Source organism: Bacillus sp. SW14 (genome assembly GCF_047608225.1).
Classification (GTDB): Bacteria; Bacillota; Bacilli; order Bacillales; family Bacillaceae; genus Bacillus; species Bacillus subtilis_G.
The window spans coordinates 2,276,798-2,294,540 of sequence record NZ_JBLKRW010000001.1 but is presented as its reverse complement, the minus strand read 5'-3'; the positions used below and the strand labels follow the sequence as shown (position 1 = coordinate 2,294,540).

Below are 17,743 nucleotides of genomic sequence, written 5' to 3'. Positions count from 1 at the left end.
AATGAGAAAAAAAGTGAGAAAAGCGGTCATTCCCGCAGCGGGTTTAGGAACGAGATTTCTGCCGGCGACAAAGGCGCAGCCGAAAGAAATGCTCCCGATTGTCGACAAACCAGCAATTCAATACATTGTAGAAGAAGCCGTAGAGTCAGGAATTGAAGATATACTGATTATTACAGGGAGAAACAAACGCTCGATTGAAGATCATTTTGACCGATCGGCGGAATTGGAATTCAATCTGCGGGAAAAAGGCAAGACGAAGACGCTTAAGGAAATGCAGCAGATTGCCGATTTGGCCAATATTCATTATATCCGCCAGAAAGAACCGCTTGGATTAGGTCATGCTGTGCTGTGTGCGGAGCATTTTATCGGAGATGAACCGTTTGCCGTCCTCTTAGGCGATGATATTATGGTGTCTGAAAAACCGGCTCTTCGGCAATTAATGGATGTATACGCCGCTTATGGCACAGAGGTTGTCGGCGTACAGTCTGTTCTTCCTGAGGATGTCAGCAAATATGGTATTATTCAGACATCAGGCTCTCAAGGCCATGTGTATGAAGTGAACGATTTAGTTGAAAAGCCGTCTCTGGAAGAAGCCCCTTCCGAAATTGCAGTGATGGGACGATATGTACTGAACCCTTCTATCTTCCCTGTTTTGAAGTCGATCGGGAGAGGCGCAGGCAATGAGATTCAATTAACAGATGCACTTCGTGAGGTTTGCCGCACCCAGCCTATTCATGCGCGGCTTCTGGAAGGAAAACGATATGACATTGGCGATAAATTGGGCTGTTTTAAAGCAAGCACCGAAATCGGCTTAATGCGTCCTGAAATGAGATCTCAGCTTTTAGCTTATTTAGAAGAAGTGCTCAAACGGGAAACAAAAGAAGTGCTGCGATAAAAAAATTTGTAACCATCTTGCTCGTCAATCAGTCATATAATAGTGAAAAAGATAAGGACAGGTTGTGAAGAATGTGGGCAGTTTGATAAGCGAAATTTTAACTTGGCTGACGAATATGGGATATGCGGGCATTGCAATTGGTTTGATGATCGAAATCATACCGAGTGAAATTGTATTGGCCTATGGCGGCTATATGGTATCGGAAGGCACGATTGGATTTATTGGCGCCATTATTGCGGGTGTTATAGGAGGCACCATTGCCCAGATCTTTATTTATTGGATCGGTCGCTATGGCGGCAGACCGTTTTTGGACAAATACGGGAAGTACTTATTGATTAAAAAGCATCATATTGATATGTCAGAAAACTGGTTTCAAAAGTACGGCACGGGGGTTGTCTTCTCGGCACGTTTTATACCGGTTGTCAGACATGCGATATCCATCCCCGCAGGCATTGCCAAAATGCCGTTTTCCAAATTTGTGGTCCTGACTGTACTCGCGATCATTCCGTGGTCTATCCTGTTTGTTTATTTAGGCATTCAGCTCGGAAGCCAGTGGGATGATGTTGAGAACATTGCGGGCACTTATACAACACCGATTATGATACTGGCTATTGTCGTGATTGCCCTTTATTTTGTGATTAAAAAACGCACAGCCATTTTTAAACGATAGCTGGCGGATATGCATAGGGATGATTGATGCACCCCTATGCATATTTTTTTATCTGCGCTGTTGGTTTGCCAGCTTCAAGTGTTCCGCTAAAAATGCGACAAATACTTCATCACGCACGAGCGATGCGGCATAATTTCTTTTCATAAACCATTCTGCTTCTTCAAAAGATGTGAATGTTTCATCCTGTGTTTCCCCGTTAATTTGGATATTCCACTCGTTGTCTAAAGGAAACAGAAAAAATCTCATTTGTGCGCGATTTTCATATAATGATCCGTTGGCAGACCCCTTTAGGTTATAGAAGTTACGGAAAGCATCCGGCCTGACAGGATCAATTCGGAATGCTTCAGCAACAAACAATTCGTATACTTCGTCGGTTATAGAACAGCCGGATGCCTTTGCATGTCCTCCGCCTCCGTATCGGCCGGCGATTTCTGACACATCGATGTCATCGTGAATGGTGCGCAGGCTGACTCGTTTTGACCCCATGCTTAAAATCGCAATGTAATCAAGATGCGGATTTTCTTTTCCAAGTCTGTTTCCAAGCTCTGAATGGTACGATTCTGCGTGAACGATGCCCGCACAGTGTTCGTGAACAAAGGTTTGCACCAATTCCCTTTTCTTCCTGCGAAGGTAGCGCTCGATTTTTTCGTCTTCTAAATCAAGCAGCTTTTCTTCAAATTCATCAAAGAAAAATTCATCATGCGCAGAAAGACGCTGAATCATTTTTTTTTCAAATTCATCGATTGACAGCAAAAAGAAAAGGTCATTAAGCCGCTTCGCCTGTTTTTGATCGTACCGCTCCCATTCCCATGTATCATATTGGCGGACGAGTTCTGTGAATTGATCTAAGGCATTTGTCGGTTTCATGAAGCCATTTTTAACGAGATAGTCATATAACAGCGATGTGGCCGATGAAAGCCGTCCATCATCGTATTCCACTTGGACAAATCCCCATTCATGCTCATTTAAATGAAGAGCTGTTTTATGATGGTCAATCAGCTTCACTTTTCCGCCCGCATGAACATACTCATTCAATCTCTCTTCGTTTTCTTCGTTAACAGCGAGATCGGTGATGAATAACGCGTCTTGTCTGTTGTTCTCTTTCGCTTTTTCTAAAAAGTGCTGCACCTGAGCGTTTAAGCCGTTGACAGAGTTATACCGGATCTCAACATCTTTCCCGAAAGCCAATTTTGCTACGATTCCGCACCCTACTCCGTCCAAGTCGTTATGTGAATATAAATGATACATCATGTAGGCCCCTTTTTATGATGAACTGATAATTGCCGCTAGTGAGGCAGCCTTTATTTACTATTCTAAAAAACATAGCGTTTTATGCAAAGTTGATTAGTTAACATAATGTGATTATTGTTAATAAAGAAAGAGCGCCTTTTGCGCTCCTCCCTCATTCCTTGCTTTTTTACACCGGATAAACCGGATGCTTTCGATTGGTAAATGTCATTTCCTTTGTCATATATGCCTTGAGCCGTTTGGCCAGTTCATCACGCAGCGAATTGGCTGGAATGACGGCATCGATGATCATCTCTGAAGCCAGGCGGTATATATTGATGTCCTCTTTGTATTCCTCCCGTTTGCTGCTGATAAATGGCACCCTCTCTTCTTTCGGCAGCTCGGCGATTTTTTTCGCGTAGACGGCGTTTACAGCTGCTTCTGGGCCCATGACGGCGATTTGGGCGGTTGGGAGCGCCAAGCAGCAATCCGGTTCAAATGCCGGCCCTGCCATTGCGTACAACCCCGCTCCGTACGCTTTTCGGACAATGACAGAGAGCTTGGGAACAGTTGCCTCTGACATCGCTGAAATCATTTTTGCTCCGTGCCTGATGATGCCGGCTTGTTCTACCTTTGTGCCGATCATAAAGCCGGGAATATCTGCTAAGAACAGCAATGGGATATGAAACGCGTCACATAAGGTAATAAATTTAGCCGCTTTGTCTGCTGAATCATGGAATAAGACGCCTCCTTTTACCTTCGGCTGATTTGCAACAATGCCGACAGGCTGCCCGTGAATTCGTGCGAGGCCCGTTATTAATTCAGGTGCGAATAAAGCTTTGATTTCAAAAAATGAGTCTTCATCAATGACCCGCTCTATCAGCTCATGCATATCAAATGGCGCATTTTGGTTCTGCGGAATGACGTCGGCAAGCGGGCTGTCGAAGTGTTGTGGCGGGCGTTTATCCTGAATGGGCGCTTTAGCTTGATAATTAGCCGGAAAGTACGATAAATAAGCCCGTGCCAGACGTATGGCTTCTTCTTCAGTGTCTGCAAGAATATCTCCGCACCCTGAGATTGAGCAATGCATACGGGCGCCGCCCATTTCTTCGAGAGACACTTTTTCGCCAATGACCATTTCCGCCATCCTTGGTGAGCCTAAATACATGGAGGCGTTACCGTCTACCATGACGACTATGTCACAAAAGGCCGGGATATAAGCGCCTCCTGCGGCAGACGGCCCGAATAGCAGGCAGATTTGCGGAATGCGCCCTGATAATTTGACTTGATTGTAAAAAATTCTTCCCGCGCCGCGTCTCCCTGGAAATACATTGATTTGGTCGGTGATTCTAGCGCCTGCCGAATCGACTAAATAAAGGAGCGGACAGTTTAATTTTTCCGCTGTTTCTTGGATTCTGATGATTTTTTCAACGGTTTTCGCTCCCCATGAGCCTGCTTTTACCGTTGAGTCATTGGCCATGGCGCAAACGGTTTGGCCGCCGATTTTGCCGATGGCTGTTATGACTCCGTCAGCGGGAAGCCCGTCTGACATGCATTCCGCAAAAAAAGCGTCTTCAAGCTCGATTTCATCGTCAAACAAAAGAGCAAGCCGTTCTCTGACAAAGAGCTTGCCTTTTTCTTGGTTGCTCTGATGATACTTTTCCGCCCCGCCTTGTCGTATCCGATCGGCCCGTTCTGTTCGTTCCTTTTCATAATCCATGAGCATTGCCTCCCTTTTATATTCCCTTGTATACGGCCCGTCTTTTTTCTTGAAACGCCTGAAGTCCTTCTCTTCTGTCTTTTGTCGGAATGGTATGTTCATATGCTTTTTGTTCAATCGCCAGACCTGTAGCGAGATCTGTCTCCAATCCTTTATTGATTGCGAATTTAGCCTGACGGACAGCGATCGGCCCGTTGGCAGAAATGGCTGCGGCCAGTTCCTCTGCTTTTGGCATGAGGTCACAGGGTGCCGTGACATGCTCTACAAGGCCTATCTCCTTTGCTTCGTGTGCAGTTACGCGTCTGCCTGTATAAATTAATTCTTTTGCTTTTCCTCTGCCGATCAGCCGCGGGAGCCTTTGGGTTCCTCCAGCGCCTGGGATAATGGCTAACCCTGTTTCCGGAAGGCCCAGCACGGCAGATTCAGTTGCGATTCGAAGGTCGCATGCCAATGACAATTCAAGACCGCCGCCCAATGCGCTTCCGTTTATCGCAGCTATAACCGGCTGCGGCAGGGCTTCAAGCAAAGCCGCGGTTCTTTGAATGAGAGATACACTTTCAAGAACCTGATCTTCTTTCAGCTTTAGCCGTTCTTTTAAGTCTGCCCCCGCGCAAAACGCTTTTTCGCCGGTACCTGTGAGGATGACGCAGCGGATGTTTGCATTGAATTCAATTTCCTGAAGAATCACATGCAGGTTTCTGAGCATTTCCGCTGAAAGAGCATTTGCCGCCTGAGGCCTATGTAAAGTGATCACGGCAATGTGGTCGTTTTGAACGGTAAAAAGAATAGATTCTTCCATTGTATTTGTCCTCTCTTTTATGAAGATGATTTAAACACCTGTAAATTTCGGCTCGGCAGTTGTTTGCCCATTTTCTCTTCTATCCATTTGGCCGCAGAAAGCAGTTTATCGAGCTTTACATTTGTTTTGATGCCCATGTGTTCAAGCATATACACGATGTCCTCAGTTGCGGCGTTTCCTGACGAACCTGGAGCATATGGGCAGCCTCCAAGCCCGCCTGCCGAGCCGTCGAACACAGTGATGCCCATTTGGAGCGCTGTGACCATGTTGGCCAGCGCCGTTCCTCTCGTATCATGAAAATGCAGGGCCAATTGATTGGCGGGGAATCGTGGCAAAAGAGCTTCAAGCACGGTTTCAACTTGGGCGGGATTTGCCGCTCCGATTGTATCTCCAAGCGACAGTTCAGAAATTCCAAATTCAAATAGGGCTTCAGAAAGGCGAATCACTTGTTCAATGGGGACATCTTTTTCGTATGGACAGCCGAAAACGGTTGAGAGGTAGGCTCTTGTTGTGAGGTTTGCTTTTATTGCGTCATCGTTTACTTGTTTGAGAATGTGAAGAGTTTCAGAAGTCGATTTGTTGATGTTTTTTCTATTGTGCGTCTCGCTGGCGGACATAAAGACGCAAGCTTCGTCAATGCCTCCTTCAAGCGCATTCTCCAGTCCCTTTTGATTCGGAACAAGTGCCGCGTACGTTACCTCCTTTACACGGTCGATGCCTTTTGCGACGTCTATCGCATCTCGAAGCGCCGGAATCCATTTCGGGTGCACGAAGGATGTGATTTCGATGTAGGAAATCCCTGTCCGGGAAAGCTGGTTGACCCAAGTGATTTTATCTTCTGTTGCGATCCATACGGGCTCGTTTTGTAAGCCGTCACGCGGACCGACTTCTTTGATCTTCACTTTTTTAGGATATGGCATGTTCTTCCTCCAGATTATTGAGTGGAATCGCTCAGTACGAGCAGCACATCTCCTTCATTTGCGAAATCGCCCTCATGTTTTTTGACTTCTTTTACGATTCCGCTTCTGTCTGAAACGATCGGTATTTCCATTTTCATTGATTCCAGAATGGCAACTTCCTGGCCTTTTTCAATTTGGTCGCCGGCTTTTACGTGCACTTTCCACAGGTTTCCCGCCATTTGTATCTTAACTGTCATGACAACTGCCTCCTTTATAGGTGTTGTTTCAAAAAGTCAGTCGTAACATCCCCTTCTTTAAATGCTTTAGATGCCGCAGCCTGTATGAGAAGCGGAAGATTTGTTTTGATTCCCTCTATCAGATAGTCGCGGAGCGCTGTCTCCAGTTTTTCAATTGCCTCCTCTCTGTTTTGGCCTTTGACAATCATTTTGGCGATCATCGGGTCATAAAAAGGGGTGACAGTACTGCCTTTCGCTACCGCACATTCGTGTCTGACGCCTGTTTGGCCAGGGAGTGAAAACGCAGAGATCGTTCCCGGTGACGGATAGAAGGTCTTCGGATCTTCCGCGTATATTCTGACCTCTATCGCATGCCCGTTTCGTTTGATGTCTTTTTGAGAGAATGTGAGAGTTTGGCCCGCAGCAATACGTAACTGCTTCTCTACTAAGTCTAGGCCTGTTATTTCTTCAGTCACGGGGTGTTCAACTTGCAATCTTGTATTCATTTCGAGGAAATAAAAGTTTTGATTCGGATCAACTAAAAATTCAATGGTTCCTGCGTTCGTATAGCCGATCGCTTTGGCTGCTTTTACTGCCGTTTGCCCGATCTTCATTCTCAGTTCATCATCTAAAAATGGGGACGGCGCTTCTTCAATGACCTTTTGATGGCGTCTTTGAACTGAGCAATCGCGTTCAAACAGGTGTACTGTATGGCCATGCTGATCGGCCAAAAGCTGAACTTCGATGTGGCGGGCATGTTCAATGACTTTCTCTATATACATCGACCCGTCGCCGAAAAAATCTGCGGCGCGCTTTTTGTTCCCCTCGTATGCCTTTCTTAATGCTTCTTCGTTCTGAACAAGCTGCATTCCGATGCCTCCTCCGCCCGCTGAAGCTTTCAGCATGACAGGGTAGCCGATTTGACGTGCGGTGAGGCAAGCTGCCTGAATGTCTCCGAGGGATTCAGAAATGCCGGGAACGACAGGGACTCCTGCTGCCTCCATTGCTTTTCGCGCTTCAATTTTGCTGCCCATCTTTGCGATGATATCGGGTGCAGGGCCGATAAACACGATGTTTTCTTGCTTGCAGCGTTCAGCGAATCGGCTGTTTTCTGATAATAACCCGTATCCCGGGTGGATCGCGTCGGCGTTTGCTTTTTTTGCCGTCTCTATCATTCTCTCTATATTTAAATAACTTTCACTCACTCTTGATTCCCCGATCAAATAAGCCTCTGTGGCCGCCTTTGTATGGGGTGCGTCTCTGTCTGCTTCTGAATAAACCGCGACCGTTTTGATGCCGAGGCGGCTGCACGTTCGGATAATTCTCATTGCGATTTCTCCGCGGTTGGCGATTAGTACTTTTGTAAACATGGCTTCACCTCATTGACATGATAAGTTGAACAGTTCAATCGTTTTTTCACGCAGTTTATATTTTTGAATTTTACCTGAAGCCGTCATCGGGTACTCGTCTGTAAAAATCACATAACGCGGAATTTTATGGCGGGCGATTTTCCCTTTGCAATAGGATTTAAGCTCTTCAGATGAAACGCTTTTTCCGTCTTTTAGTTTAATCCACGCTGCGGCCTCTTCCCCGAATTTGGCATCAGGCACACCAACGACCTGTACATCTATAATAGCGGGATGCCGGTATAAAAATTCTTCGATTTCCCGAGGGTAAATGTTCTCACCGCCTCTGATGAGCATATCTTTTAATCTTCCGGTGATGCGGCAGTACCCGTCTTCATCCATGACAGCAAGATCTCCGGTAAACAGCCATCCGTCGTAATTGATTGCTTTTCTAGTCGCTTCTTCGTCTTTATAATAGCCTTTCATGACATGGTAGCCGCGGGTGCATAGCTCTCCCTGCACGCCTCTTTGAACTTCTTGACATGTTCCGGGCTCTACAATTTTCACTTCTGCATGAGGCAGGGCGCGGCCTGTTGTATCGACTCTCCTTATGAAGGAATCATTGGCTCTCGTTTGCGTAATGACCGGTGAGGCTTCGGTTTGTCCATAGGCGATCGTAATATCTTTCATGCCCATCTTTTCAATGACAGCTTTCATCACTTCACTTGGACAGGGAGAGCCGGCCATGATGCCTGTTCGGAGCGTCGATAAATCATATGCTTCAAAATCGGGATGATGCAGCTCGGCGATAAACATGGTCGGCACGCCGTGGAGCGCTGTACATTTCTCTTTTTCGACCGTTTTAAGGACGGTAACGGGATCAAATTCCTGTACAGGTATCATGGCTGCCCCGACGGACACACACGCCAAAACCCCGAGCACGCATCCGAAACAGTGAAAAAACGGGACAGGGATGCACATGCGGTCTTGAGAGGTTAATGCCATACATTCAGCGATATTGGCAGCGTTATTGATGACATTAAAATGGGTCAGCATCACACCTTTAGGAAACCCTGTCGTTCCTGATGTGTATTGCATGTTGATCACATCGTCTTTTTCAAGGCTGTTCATTCTTGCTTCCAGCTCAGCATCTGTCACTGTTTTTGCAAATCTCTCTGTATCCCCCCAATGATACATGCCCGGCAAAGGTTTATCGCCAATATAGATCAGCATTTTTAAAAAGGGATAGCGTTCTGATGTCAGCTGCCCGGGCTCGGCGGTTTGCAGCTCTGGAATGAGGCTGTTCAGGATGTCTGTGTAAGAAGTGCCCCGGTATGAATCCATGACAATAAGCGCCGCGGCATCCGATTGCTTTAACAAGTAATCGAGCTCGTGTGCTTGGTAATTGGTATTGACGGTCACGAGCACGGCTCCGATTTTTGCGGTGGCGAACTGAACGGCCAGCCATTCGGGGATATTTGAAGCCCATATGGCTACGTGGTCTCCTTTCCCAATCCCCATCCGCATGAGTGCTTTAGCGGTTTGACGGCACAGGCTGTCAAATTGGGCGTACGTATAGCGGATATGTCTGTCTGGATAAACAACCGCTTCTTGGTCGGGATAGGTTTCAGCGGTTTGTTCCAGCAGTCTGCCGATTGTGGAATGGATGAGTTCAGCCATGCATTGTTCCTCCTTTCTAAGAGGTGGGAAAGCGTTTACATTTTACGTTAAAAGCTGTCTGGCGATCACGATACGCTGAATTTCAGATGTGCCTTCACCGATTTCCATTAATTTTGCGTCCCGCAGCATCCGCTCTACCCCATATTCCCTCATATAGCCTGAACCTCCATGGATTTGAATAGCTTGATTGCAAGCTCTTGTCGCCATTTCAGATGCAAAGAGCTTGGCATACGCCGCTTCTTTTGTGAACGGTCGTTTATGGTCTTTCAGCCATGCGGCTTTTAACACCATTTGCCGCGCCAGATCAATTTCCATCGCCATGTCGGCAAGCTTAAATTGTATCGCCTGAAAGGAAGAAATCGGCTGTCCGAACTGCTTCCGTTCTTTCGCATATGCCAATGATGCTTCAAGTGCGGCTTGGGCAATGCCGACTGCAAGAGCGGCGATAGAGATTCGTCCGCCGTCCAGCGTGTATAGAAACTGCTTAAACCCTTTTGTTGGATCACCGAGTAAGTTGCCCGCAGGCACTCTGACATCTTCAAGCAAAATTTCCGCTGTGTTTGAACCTCGGACGCCCATTTTATCGTACGGGCTCGTAATCGTAAGTCCGGGTGTGTCGGTTGGCACAATCAATGCGGAAATGATGTTTTTTCCGTCTTTGTTTTTGCCTGTTACTGCGGTCACAATCACCGTGCGTGCGTAGCTTGCATTTGTGATCCAGCATTTTTCGCCGTTAATCACGTACTCGTCACTGTTTGTTACCGCTTTCGTTTGAGTGCCTCCTGCATCTGATCCGGCATTTGGTTCCGTTAGGCCGAATGATCCGAGTGCTTTGCCCGACGCCAGCGGAGTCAAATGCGCCTGTTTTTGTTCTTCTGTTCCGAAGTAATAAAGCGGGCTTGCGCCGAGCGAGACCGCCGCTGCATAGCTTAATCCAGTACTGCCGCAGGCTTTGCCGATTTCTTCAACCGCTAAGGCATATGAAATCGTATCTCCTCCCGATCCGCCGTATTCTTCTGGAAATGGAATGCCCATCAGCCCGATTTCACCCATTTTTTTAAATGTTTGAATCGGGAACTCGCCTGTTTGATCTACATGTTCAGCGTGAGGAGCAATTTCTTTTTTCGCAAAATCCTTTACCATTTCACGCACCATTTGCTGTTCTTTTGTCAGCTCAAAATTCACGTGGTTTCCTCCTTCACATCTTTGTAACATCCTATTAGGCGAGTTCTGTAATCATTCCCTGACAAAAGAAGTCTGAAAATTAAAATGGGGTCATTTTTTATGTAAAAACATCTACGGGATGAGCATACATCCACATCGCAAACGCAATGGCGTGCCTATTTAATAGTGTCGGGAACTGTGATCGATCCAGTTTTTGATAGAGAAAGAACATAGGCATAAAACAAGAGCGGTGCCCGGTCAGGAAAAAAAAGTGCAGCAAAAAGGGTTCTTCAGCCGAATCAGTTAAAATGGCGTATGACCAGACTAGATTGGAGATTCGCCCCGCAATTAAGTGAGCTCTTCTGTCAGACATTGATATTCGGATTGTATTTGAAAAAAGAAAGACTTATATGTATTCGTTTTTAAGAAGGCCGTATATCTCTACATCAACAACTCCTTTACCTGACCAATAGGACTCCTGCCTGAGCAATCCTTCTTTTATAAAATTGTTTTTTAAGAGGACGTTTTTTGAAGCTTCATTTTCAGGCATGACTTCAGCTTGAATCCTGTTTACATTGACGTTTTTAAATAAAAATGCTGCAAGCATGCGGACGGATTCTGTAGCAAACCCTTTCCCCCAGTATTCTTCACCTAAGTAGTATCCAATTGTCACCATGTTTACTTTTTGATTAAAATCCATCGCTTCAATAATCCCAACCAGTGTATTCTCTTGATTCTTCGGAAAAATCCCCCACTTAATTCTGCTTTTTTTGTTGTAATCCCGATCAAAATGGCCGATCATTTTATGTATTGTTTTTATGTTATGTTTCGGGATGATGCCGCAATATTCAAATACTCTGACATTATCATAAATCGAAAATACGTCCTGTACGTGCACCTCTTCAATTTTACTTAAAACTAGATTCTCAGATTCCAATACTGGGAAATGTCCAAAAACCGCTTCCATATTCATATGAGTCTCTCCCTTGCTTTTTTTCTTTAACAAATTCAGCGGCTTATCATAAGAATCCTGTCTCCAACATCACTTTTAAAAAAAGACGACTTTGAAAGCCGTCCTTCTCACTTCTTATTTTGTCTTTCGTTTGGAAGCTTTGCTTTCGTTATGGAGCTGGTCTGCTGAAGTGACATAATACGTATACTTCTTATTTGGGTCTGCTGTTTCATCTAAGAAGGTTTGCTGCCCATTTGTTTTTCTCACGGTTCCCAGCAAGGTTTTGGTCGATTCCCCTTCGGCTCTGTATATCGCATAATAGGTAGTTTCTTTCGTTTTTTGATTTGACGGGTGGTCTTGAATGAGCAGCAGATTGCCGTTTTTGTCTTTGGTGACCTTCATAAGCTTTGGTTTTTTTGGTGCGGCACTGTCAAGCCAAGGCATTTGCGGAACCAATGCCGGTTTGCTGTAAAGCTTGGTGATGAGCCTGTCTTTAATGCCAAGCGGATTTTTGTTGAGGTCTTTGAGACTGAAGTGCATGCTTCCTTTTACAAGCTCAAGCTGACGGTTTAAGGTGATTTGTCTTACATACTCCTCAGGGTCGGACCATGGCGGATCAAAGTTGTTGTTGATTTTATAAGCTGCCTGCCCAATATATAAATGAACAGGCCTATTGTTGACTTCATTGCTCCACCAATCAGCCAGCACGTCGTAAGCCGCTGCGTTAAAGCCGATGCTCCAATAGATTTGCGGCGCAATATAATCGATGTCTCCTTCTTGAATCCAATGTCTTGTGTCGGCGTATAGGTCGTCATAATTCCTGACGCCTGCTTTGGTATTTGAGCCGGTCGGGTCATCTGCCGCGTTTCTCCATACACCAAATGGACTGATGCCGAATTTGACGTAGGGTTTCGCGGCCTTGATCGTTTGGTTGATTTGTTTGACTAGCTGGTTCACATTATCACGCCGCCAGTCATCAATATTGGAAAACGTGCCTTTTCCATATTGTTCATATTGTCTTTGATCAGGAAACTCCTGTCCCGCTATTTTATAGGGGTAAAAATAATCATCCATATGAACAGCATCGATATCATAATGTTTTACGACTTCCTCAATGCTTTTCACGATAAAATCTCTCGCTTTAGGAATGCCCGGATGGTAATAAAGCTGGTTTCCATAAGCGGCAACCCATTCTGGATGCTTTCGTGCCGGATGATCCTCAGACAATTTATCGAGATCCGTATGATTCATCGTAATACGGTAAGGATTAAACCATGCGTGAAATTCCAAATTTCGTTTATGGGTTTCTTCAATCAAAAATGCTAGCGGATCATAGCCCGGGTCTTTGCCTTGGACACCGGTTAAGTACTCAGACCAAGGTCCGTAAGCGGACGGATAAAAGGCATCTGCCGTCGGTTTAATCTGAACAATAACGGCATTCATTCCCATTGTCTGTACATCGTCAAGCAGTTTGATATACTCTTGTTTTTGTTCTTCCGTTGTTAAACCTTTCTTTGACGGCCAATCAAGGTTTAAGACGGAAGCAATCCATACGGCTCTTAGTTCCCTGTCAGGATGCGCATTGGCCATAAATGGAACGGAGATGACAAACGTTCCGATAATCAAGCTGACAAGGAAACGGACAATCGGCTTTTGGCGAACCTTCATTCTGTTTCTTCTCCCCCATTACATCACTTTCACTTTTCGCTATTACGGTATTCCCGGGCTGTAAAAGGGTGCTTAATCGGTTTGAAGAAATCAGGATTTACGTCTATATCACCAGATAAACGAAAAAAGTCCTGAAGCATATTTGCTCTGCTTTAGGACTTTTTATCATTTATCATGGTTTGCAGGTTCTTTAACACATCAACGAGTTTTACGCCGACACCGACAGCTGTTTCAAGAATCGCTTGTGCTCCTGCGATGGCTAAAATAAAGATGACTGGAACTGCAATACGAGGCAAAAAGAGATAGCCCAATCCGATCAAGATCGCACACCAAACGCCCGCACACCAGTAGCAATTGAGCATATACCCAAAGTTAGAAGCCGGAACGTTTTTTACATCTACATGCCCGTTTTGATCAACGATCCTTTTCTTCTTCATAAAAGGTTTTCGGATAAATTCTGTGATTTTGTCGAATACAATCAAATGTGTCAGCCTGTAGCTGGCAAGAATCAGCATGATAAAAGTAAGCCAAGAAAGATCATCCATGACAAGCCTCCAAGAAAAAGGATGATGTTATCATTCCCTAGTGTCCTTTATCCATTCTTGATACAAAAAAGAAGACGGACAGAGAAAGGGTCTCTATCCGCAAATCGCTTTATCGTTTGTGCAGTATTGCTTGATTTGTAGTGATCTTGTCTAAAACGTCAAGGATGATGGCAGCGTTCTTTTCAGCATATGTGCTTTCCAGCATGTCTTTATGAGCGCCGAAACCAGTGTATTCGCTGTAGCTTCCGAAGGCGGCGCCTTTCCATTTCGTTAAGCCTGTATGCCCGGTTTCGGTTTGAATTCCAGCTTCAATAAAATGAATGTTTGCTTTGACCTGCCCTTCATTCAGCAGCTGCGCCCAATATTCCTGATAGTTTCTTTTTTTCGTCATCACCTTTTTTCTGACCGCTTCAGGCAGGTAAGCTGCCGATTCGTCATGTCCAGCATCGATAGGGATAGGCTGTTCTTTTAGATAAGCGTCCACGATAATAAAGTCACTGACTTCCAATCCTCTCTGCTCCATAGCCTGTACCACTTCAAAAGCAAGGTTGCCTCCCGCGGAGTAGCCTAATAAAACGTAAGGGCCTTCAGGCTGTATGTCTGTGATGCTATTGACATATTGTTCAATGCGGGTGTCATGTTCAATAAAGTGAAATCCATAGACAGATGCCTTGTTATTCAGCAATAAAGCAAGATCTTTGAAATAACTGCCAAATCCTGATATCGGCGGAAAGCAGAAAAGGTTTTGCGCGCCTTGCTGATTTAATTTGATCACATGTTGTTCATCTGCCGCTGTCAGCTGTTTGGAATAAAGTTTTTCGGCAAGCTGAGCGATGGTCGGATATTCGAACAAGAGATCAATCGGTATGTCTATTTGCTGCTGATGCTTTAATGTGTGTATGACTTGCAGTGCTTTTAGCGAATGTCCGCCAATAGCAAAGAAGTCATCATCAATACTGATGGTCTGGACACCAAGAACATGTTTCCAGATGTTCGCCAACTCTTCCTCAACCAAGTTTCTGGGCAGTGTGATGTTCTGGCGTTTGTCAGGTTTATTTTCTGGTATAGGAAGAGCGCTGCGGTCTATTTTTCCGTTTCCGGTAAGCGGCATCCGGTCTACACGCACCCAGTGCTGCGGGATCATATAGTCCGGGAGCACACGCGCCAAATCTGCGCGGATTTCCTTTTCTGTTCGTTTGCCATCGCTGACGTAATGAGTGTGCAGCTGCGCCTCTCCGTCTTTTTCTTTCATTGTCACTGCCGCTTCCTGCACACCTTCCATTTCTAACAGGCGCGCTTCAATTTCGGCGGGCTCAATTCGTTTTCCCCTGATTTTCATCTGCCTGTCAATCCTGCTGATGTATTCTAAGTTTCCATCGGGCAGCCAGCGAGCTAAATCACCGGTACGATATATTCTTTCTCCAGACAAGAAAGGATGAGGAGAAAAAACATCATTTGTCAGGTCATCTCTGTTCAAATAGCCTTTTGCGACCCCATCACCGCCGACACAAAGCTCGCCGGGAACACCTATTGGCAAAAGGCGTCCTTGTGTATCTAAGATGAATGCGGTACTATTGCTGATTGGTTTTCCGATCGGAATCGGCCCTGCATAGTCTCTTTTTATCTTAAAAAATGTTGAAAATGTTGTGTTTTCCGTAGGCCCGTAAATATTATGAAGTGCGAGATCTGGACAGGCGTGTCTGACAGCATTCATAAGGGCAGGCGCGAGTGCTTCTCCACCGACATATAACGTATGGAGCCCGCGGAACATGTCTGCTTGTACCTGTGCCAGCTGATTAAAAAGAGCCGTAGTTAAAAATAGCACTGTGATGCCATTTTTAAGCAAATACGCCCCAAACCGATCAGGTGCCAGCATTGTCGATTTATCAATGATATGAAGACTTGCACCATTTAATAGCGCACCGAACATTTCAAAGGTGACGGCGTCAAAGCTGATAGATCCAGTCAGAATAAATCGGTCATCAACGGACGCAGACGTGTAATTGCTGTTTTTGACAAGGGACACGACATTGCGATTGGTGATCATGACGCCTTTCGGCCGGCCTGTTGATCCTGAGGTATACATGATGTATGCAAGATCGTCCGGGCTGGAGCCGACGTTGATAGGGGTATCATTCTCTTCCATCCAGGCATGTGCATCTGAAGTCATACATGTTCCTGAGAACGAAGCGTTTGCCTCTAACCCTTTTTGGATAATTAGTATTTTCGCTTGTGTTTCCTCGAGCATAAAGCTGACACGTTCAGGCGGGAGCTCGGCGTCAAGCGGGAGGTATGCTCCTCCTGCTTTTAAAACGGCAAGCACACTGATCATGAATTCGGCAGAATGAGCAGCCAATATGCCGGCTGTCTCGTTCTGCCGAAACCCTTTTTGATATAACGCTCTGGCGAGTGAATTAGAGCGTTGATCAAGTTCTTTATACGAAAAAGTCAAATTCCCACACACAAGTGCGATATGGTCTGGCGTCTTTTCTGCTTGTTCACGAAATAAATCTATAATTGTATGATTCTTTGGATATTCTGTTTTTGTATGGTTGAACTGTGTGACAATCTGCTCTTTTTCTGTAGCATCAAGAAAAGAAAAATCAGCAATTGGCGTATCAGGGTGATGGGCCGCTGTGCTTAGCGCTTGTGTAAATTGCCTCTTGATACAGCTGATCCAGGCAGCATCGTAAATGAACGCATTATAGCTGAATTTGATGATCAGTTCTTCGCCGGGAGCAACGACAAGATTAAAGTGATATCCTGATTGCTCGGATACCTTCACTTGATCGATTTGCAGCGGTGAATCCGCGGAATCGGCGATTTTCTGCTGTATCGGATAGTTTTCAAAGACAATAATGTGATCAATCAGTTCCTGTTTTAAAGCGGTGTTTGCCTGAATATCAAATAAAGGCTGGCAGGTAAACGGCTCAGCTTCCAGCATTTCTTTCTGGCATCGTCTGACCAGCTCCTGAAACGTTTCGCCTTGAAATGTTTTAATGCGAACCGGAATGGTATTGATAAACAATCCTATCATTTGTTCCACACCCGGAATTTCTGACGGTCTGCCTGAGACAACCGCGCCAAATACAACGTCGTCAGTGCGGTTATATTGCTGCAGCATCAAACCCCAAACTGCCTGAATAAAGGTGGCAAGCGTGACGCCATGTTGTTTGGCAGTCTCTTTGAGCTTGTCTGTCAGTGGTTTATTTAATGAAAATATCAAATCTTCACGTTGATAACCCTCTTTTGTTTCTTCATCAGACACACGAGGCAGCGGTGATGGGGTGCTGTAGTTTTTTAAATAGGAATCCCAGTACTCCGCCGCTGTTTCTTTGTCACGGTTTGTCAGCCAGGAAATATAGGTGCTGTACGGACGGACAGGGTCTAAAGAAAGCGGTTTTCCTGTATGAATCGATTGATAAATCCGCATAAATTCCTGAAGAACGATGCCAAGGCACCAGCCGTCCATTAAAATGTGATGGTGGCTCCAGATGCAAACATGCTCCTCTTCAGCTGTTTTGAATAGATAAATCCGCATCAGCATGTCTTTTTGCAAATCAAAGCCTTTTTGCTTGTCCTTCTCCTTAAAGCATTCAATATACTCATTCTGCCCGTTTGTGGGCAGATGGGAAATGTCTTCGCTGTACAAATGGAATTCGCGTTCTGTCATCACGACTTGCCGAGGTCCCGACAAATGCGGGACGTGCGGCAAAAACACGGTTCTGAAAATGTCATGGCGGTCGATGATGGTTTGAATGCTGCGCTGAAACCATTCATAACTGAGGCTCCCTTTAATGGTGAAGAGCGACTGCTCAACGTATGCCCCCTCCTCTTTACGGAGGAAGGAATGAAACAGCATTCCCTCCTGCATATGACTCAGAGGATAAATGTTCTTGATTTTTTTGATGTTATCCATAGTATCTGCACCTTTCTTCACGG

The 17,743-nt window shown here is 45.4% G+C and carries 14 protein-coding genes and 1 pseudogene; 2 read left to right on the top strand and 13 right to left on the bottom strand.

The window, feature by feature from the left end; translation table 11 throughout:
- Nucleotide 1 precedes the first annotated feature (1 nt).
- Complete coding sequence (gene galU / locus ACMX2I_RS12075; protein ID WP_414957066.1) at nt 2-895, top strand: UTP--glucose-1-phosphate uridylyltransferase GalU; 894 nt, start codon at nt 2-4, stop codon at nt 893-895.
- A 73-nt stretch (nt 896-968) separates the two neighbouring features.
- A complete protein-coding gene (locus ACMX2I_RS12070; protein ID WP_148961693.1) occupies nt 969-1,565 on the top strand; it encodes a DedA family protein in 597 nt (198 codons plus the stop codon).
- A gap of 48 nt (nt 1,566-1,613) precedes the next feature.
- Here the strand turns inward: ACMX2I_RS12070 and nrnB are convergent, their stop codons facing one another.
- The 13 genes and pseudogenes from nrnB to ACMX2I_RS12005 form a co-directional block, all read right to left on the bottom strand.
- A complete protein-coding gene (nrnB, locus tag ACMX2I_RS12065; protein WP_414957065.1) occupies nt 1,614-2,813 on the bottom strand; it encodes an oligoribonuclease NrnB in 1,200 nt (399 codons plus the stop codon).
- Between the two features lie 169 nt (nt 2,814-2,982).
- Complete coding sequence (locus ACMX2I_RS12060; RefSeq protein WP_414957064.1) at nt 2,983-4,518, bottom strand: acyl-CoA carboxylase subunit beta; 1,536 nt, start codon at nt 4,516-4,518, stop codon at nt 2,983-2,985.
- Nucleotides 4,519-4,528: 10 nt separating this feature from the next.
- The gene (locus ACMX2I_RS12055) at nt 4,529-5,311 is read right to left on the bottom strand and encodes an enoyl-CoA hydratase (protein WP_414957063.1); all 783 of its coding nucleotides are present in this window, start codon (nt 5,309-5,311) and stop codon (nt 4,529-4,531) included.
- 17 nt (nt 5,312-5,328) lie between these two features.
- Entirely contained in the window at nt 5,329-6,231 is a 903-nt protein-coding gene (gene ldeG, locus ACMX2I_RS12050; RefSeq protein ID WP_414957062.1) for a hydroxymethylglutaryl-CoA lyase, read from the bottom strand.
- Between the two features lie 14 nt (nt 6,232-6,245).
- Nucleotides 6,246-6,467 carry an acetyl-CoA carboxylase biotin carboxyl carrier protein subunit gene (locus tag ACMX2I_RS12045; protein ID WP_087991394.1) on the bottom strand — a complete coding sequence of 74 codons (222 nt, stop codon included), beginning with the start codon at nt 6,465-6,467 and terminating at the stop codon, nt 6,246-6,248.
- 14 nt (nt 6,468-6,481) lie between these two features.
- The gene (locus ACMX2I_RS12040; RefSeq protein WP_414957061.1) at nt 6,482-7,816 is read right to left on the bottom strand and encodes an acetyl-CoA carboxylase biotin carboxylase subunit; all 1,335 of its coding nucleotides are present in this window, start codon (nt 7,814-7,816) and stop codon (nt 6,482-6,484) included.
- 9 nt (nt 7,817-7,825) lie between these two features.
- Nucleotides 7,826-9,472, bottom strand: a complete 1,647-nt coding sequence (locus ACMX2I_RS12035; protein ID WP_414957060.1) for an AMP-binding protein — start codon at nt 9,470-9,472, stop codon at nt 7,826-7,828.
- Nucleotides 9,473-9,514: 42 nt separating this feature from the next.
- Entirely contained in the window at nt 9,515-10,657 is a 1,143-nt protein-coding gene (locus ACMX2I_RS12030; protein ID WP_414957059.1) for an acyl-CoA dehydrogenase family protein, read from the bottom strand.
- Nucleotides 10,658-11,042: 385 nt separating this feature from the next.
- Nucleotides 11,043-11,510 (bottom strand): GNAT family N-acetyltransferase, encoded by a 468-nt coding sequence (locus tag ACMX2I_RS12025; RefSeq protein ID WP_414958332.1) that lies wholly within the window; start codon nt 11,508-11,510, stop codon nt 11,043-11,045.
- Nucleotides 11,505-11,609: pseudogene (locus ACMX2I_RS12020) on the bottom strand (alanine acetyltransferase); the annotation flags it as partial. The gene ACMX2I_RS12025 and the pseudogene ACMX2I_RS12020, both read right to left, overlap by 6 nt.
- 114 nt (nt 11,610-11,723) lie before the next feature.
- On the bottom strand, nt 11,724-13,256 hold the full coding sequence (locus tag ACMX2I_RS12015; protein ID WP_414957058.1) for a glycoside hydrolase family 10 protein: 1,533 nt from the start codon (nt 13,254-13,256) through the stop codon (nt 11,724-11,726).
- Nucleotides 13,257-13,408: 152 nt separating this feature from the next.
- A complete protein-coding gene (locus ACMX2I_RS12010) occupies nt 13,409-13,801 on the bottom strand; it encodes a DUF1360 domain-containing protein (protein ID WP_414957057.1) in 393 nt (130 codons plus the stop codon).
- A gap of 109 nt (nt 13,802-13,910) precedes the next feature.
- Entirely contained in the window at nt 13,911-17,741 is a 3,831-nt protein-coding gene (locus tag ACMX2I_RS12005; RefSeq protein WP_414958331.1) for a non-ribosomal peptide synthetase, read from the bottom strand.
- Nucleotides 17,742-17,743: the final 2 nt, after the last annotated feature.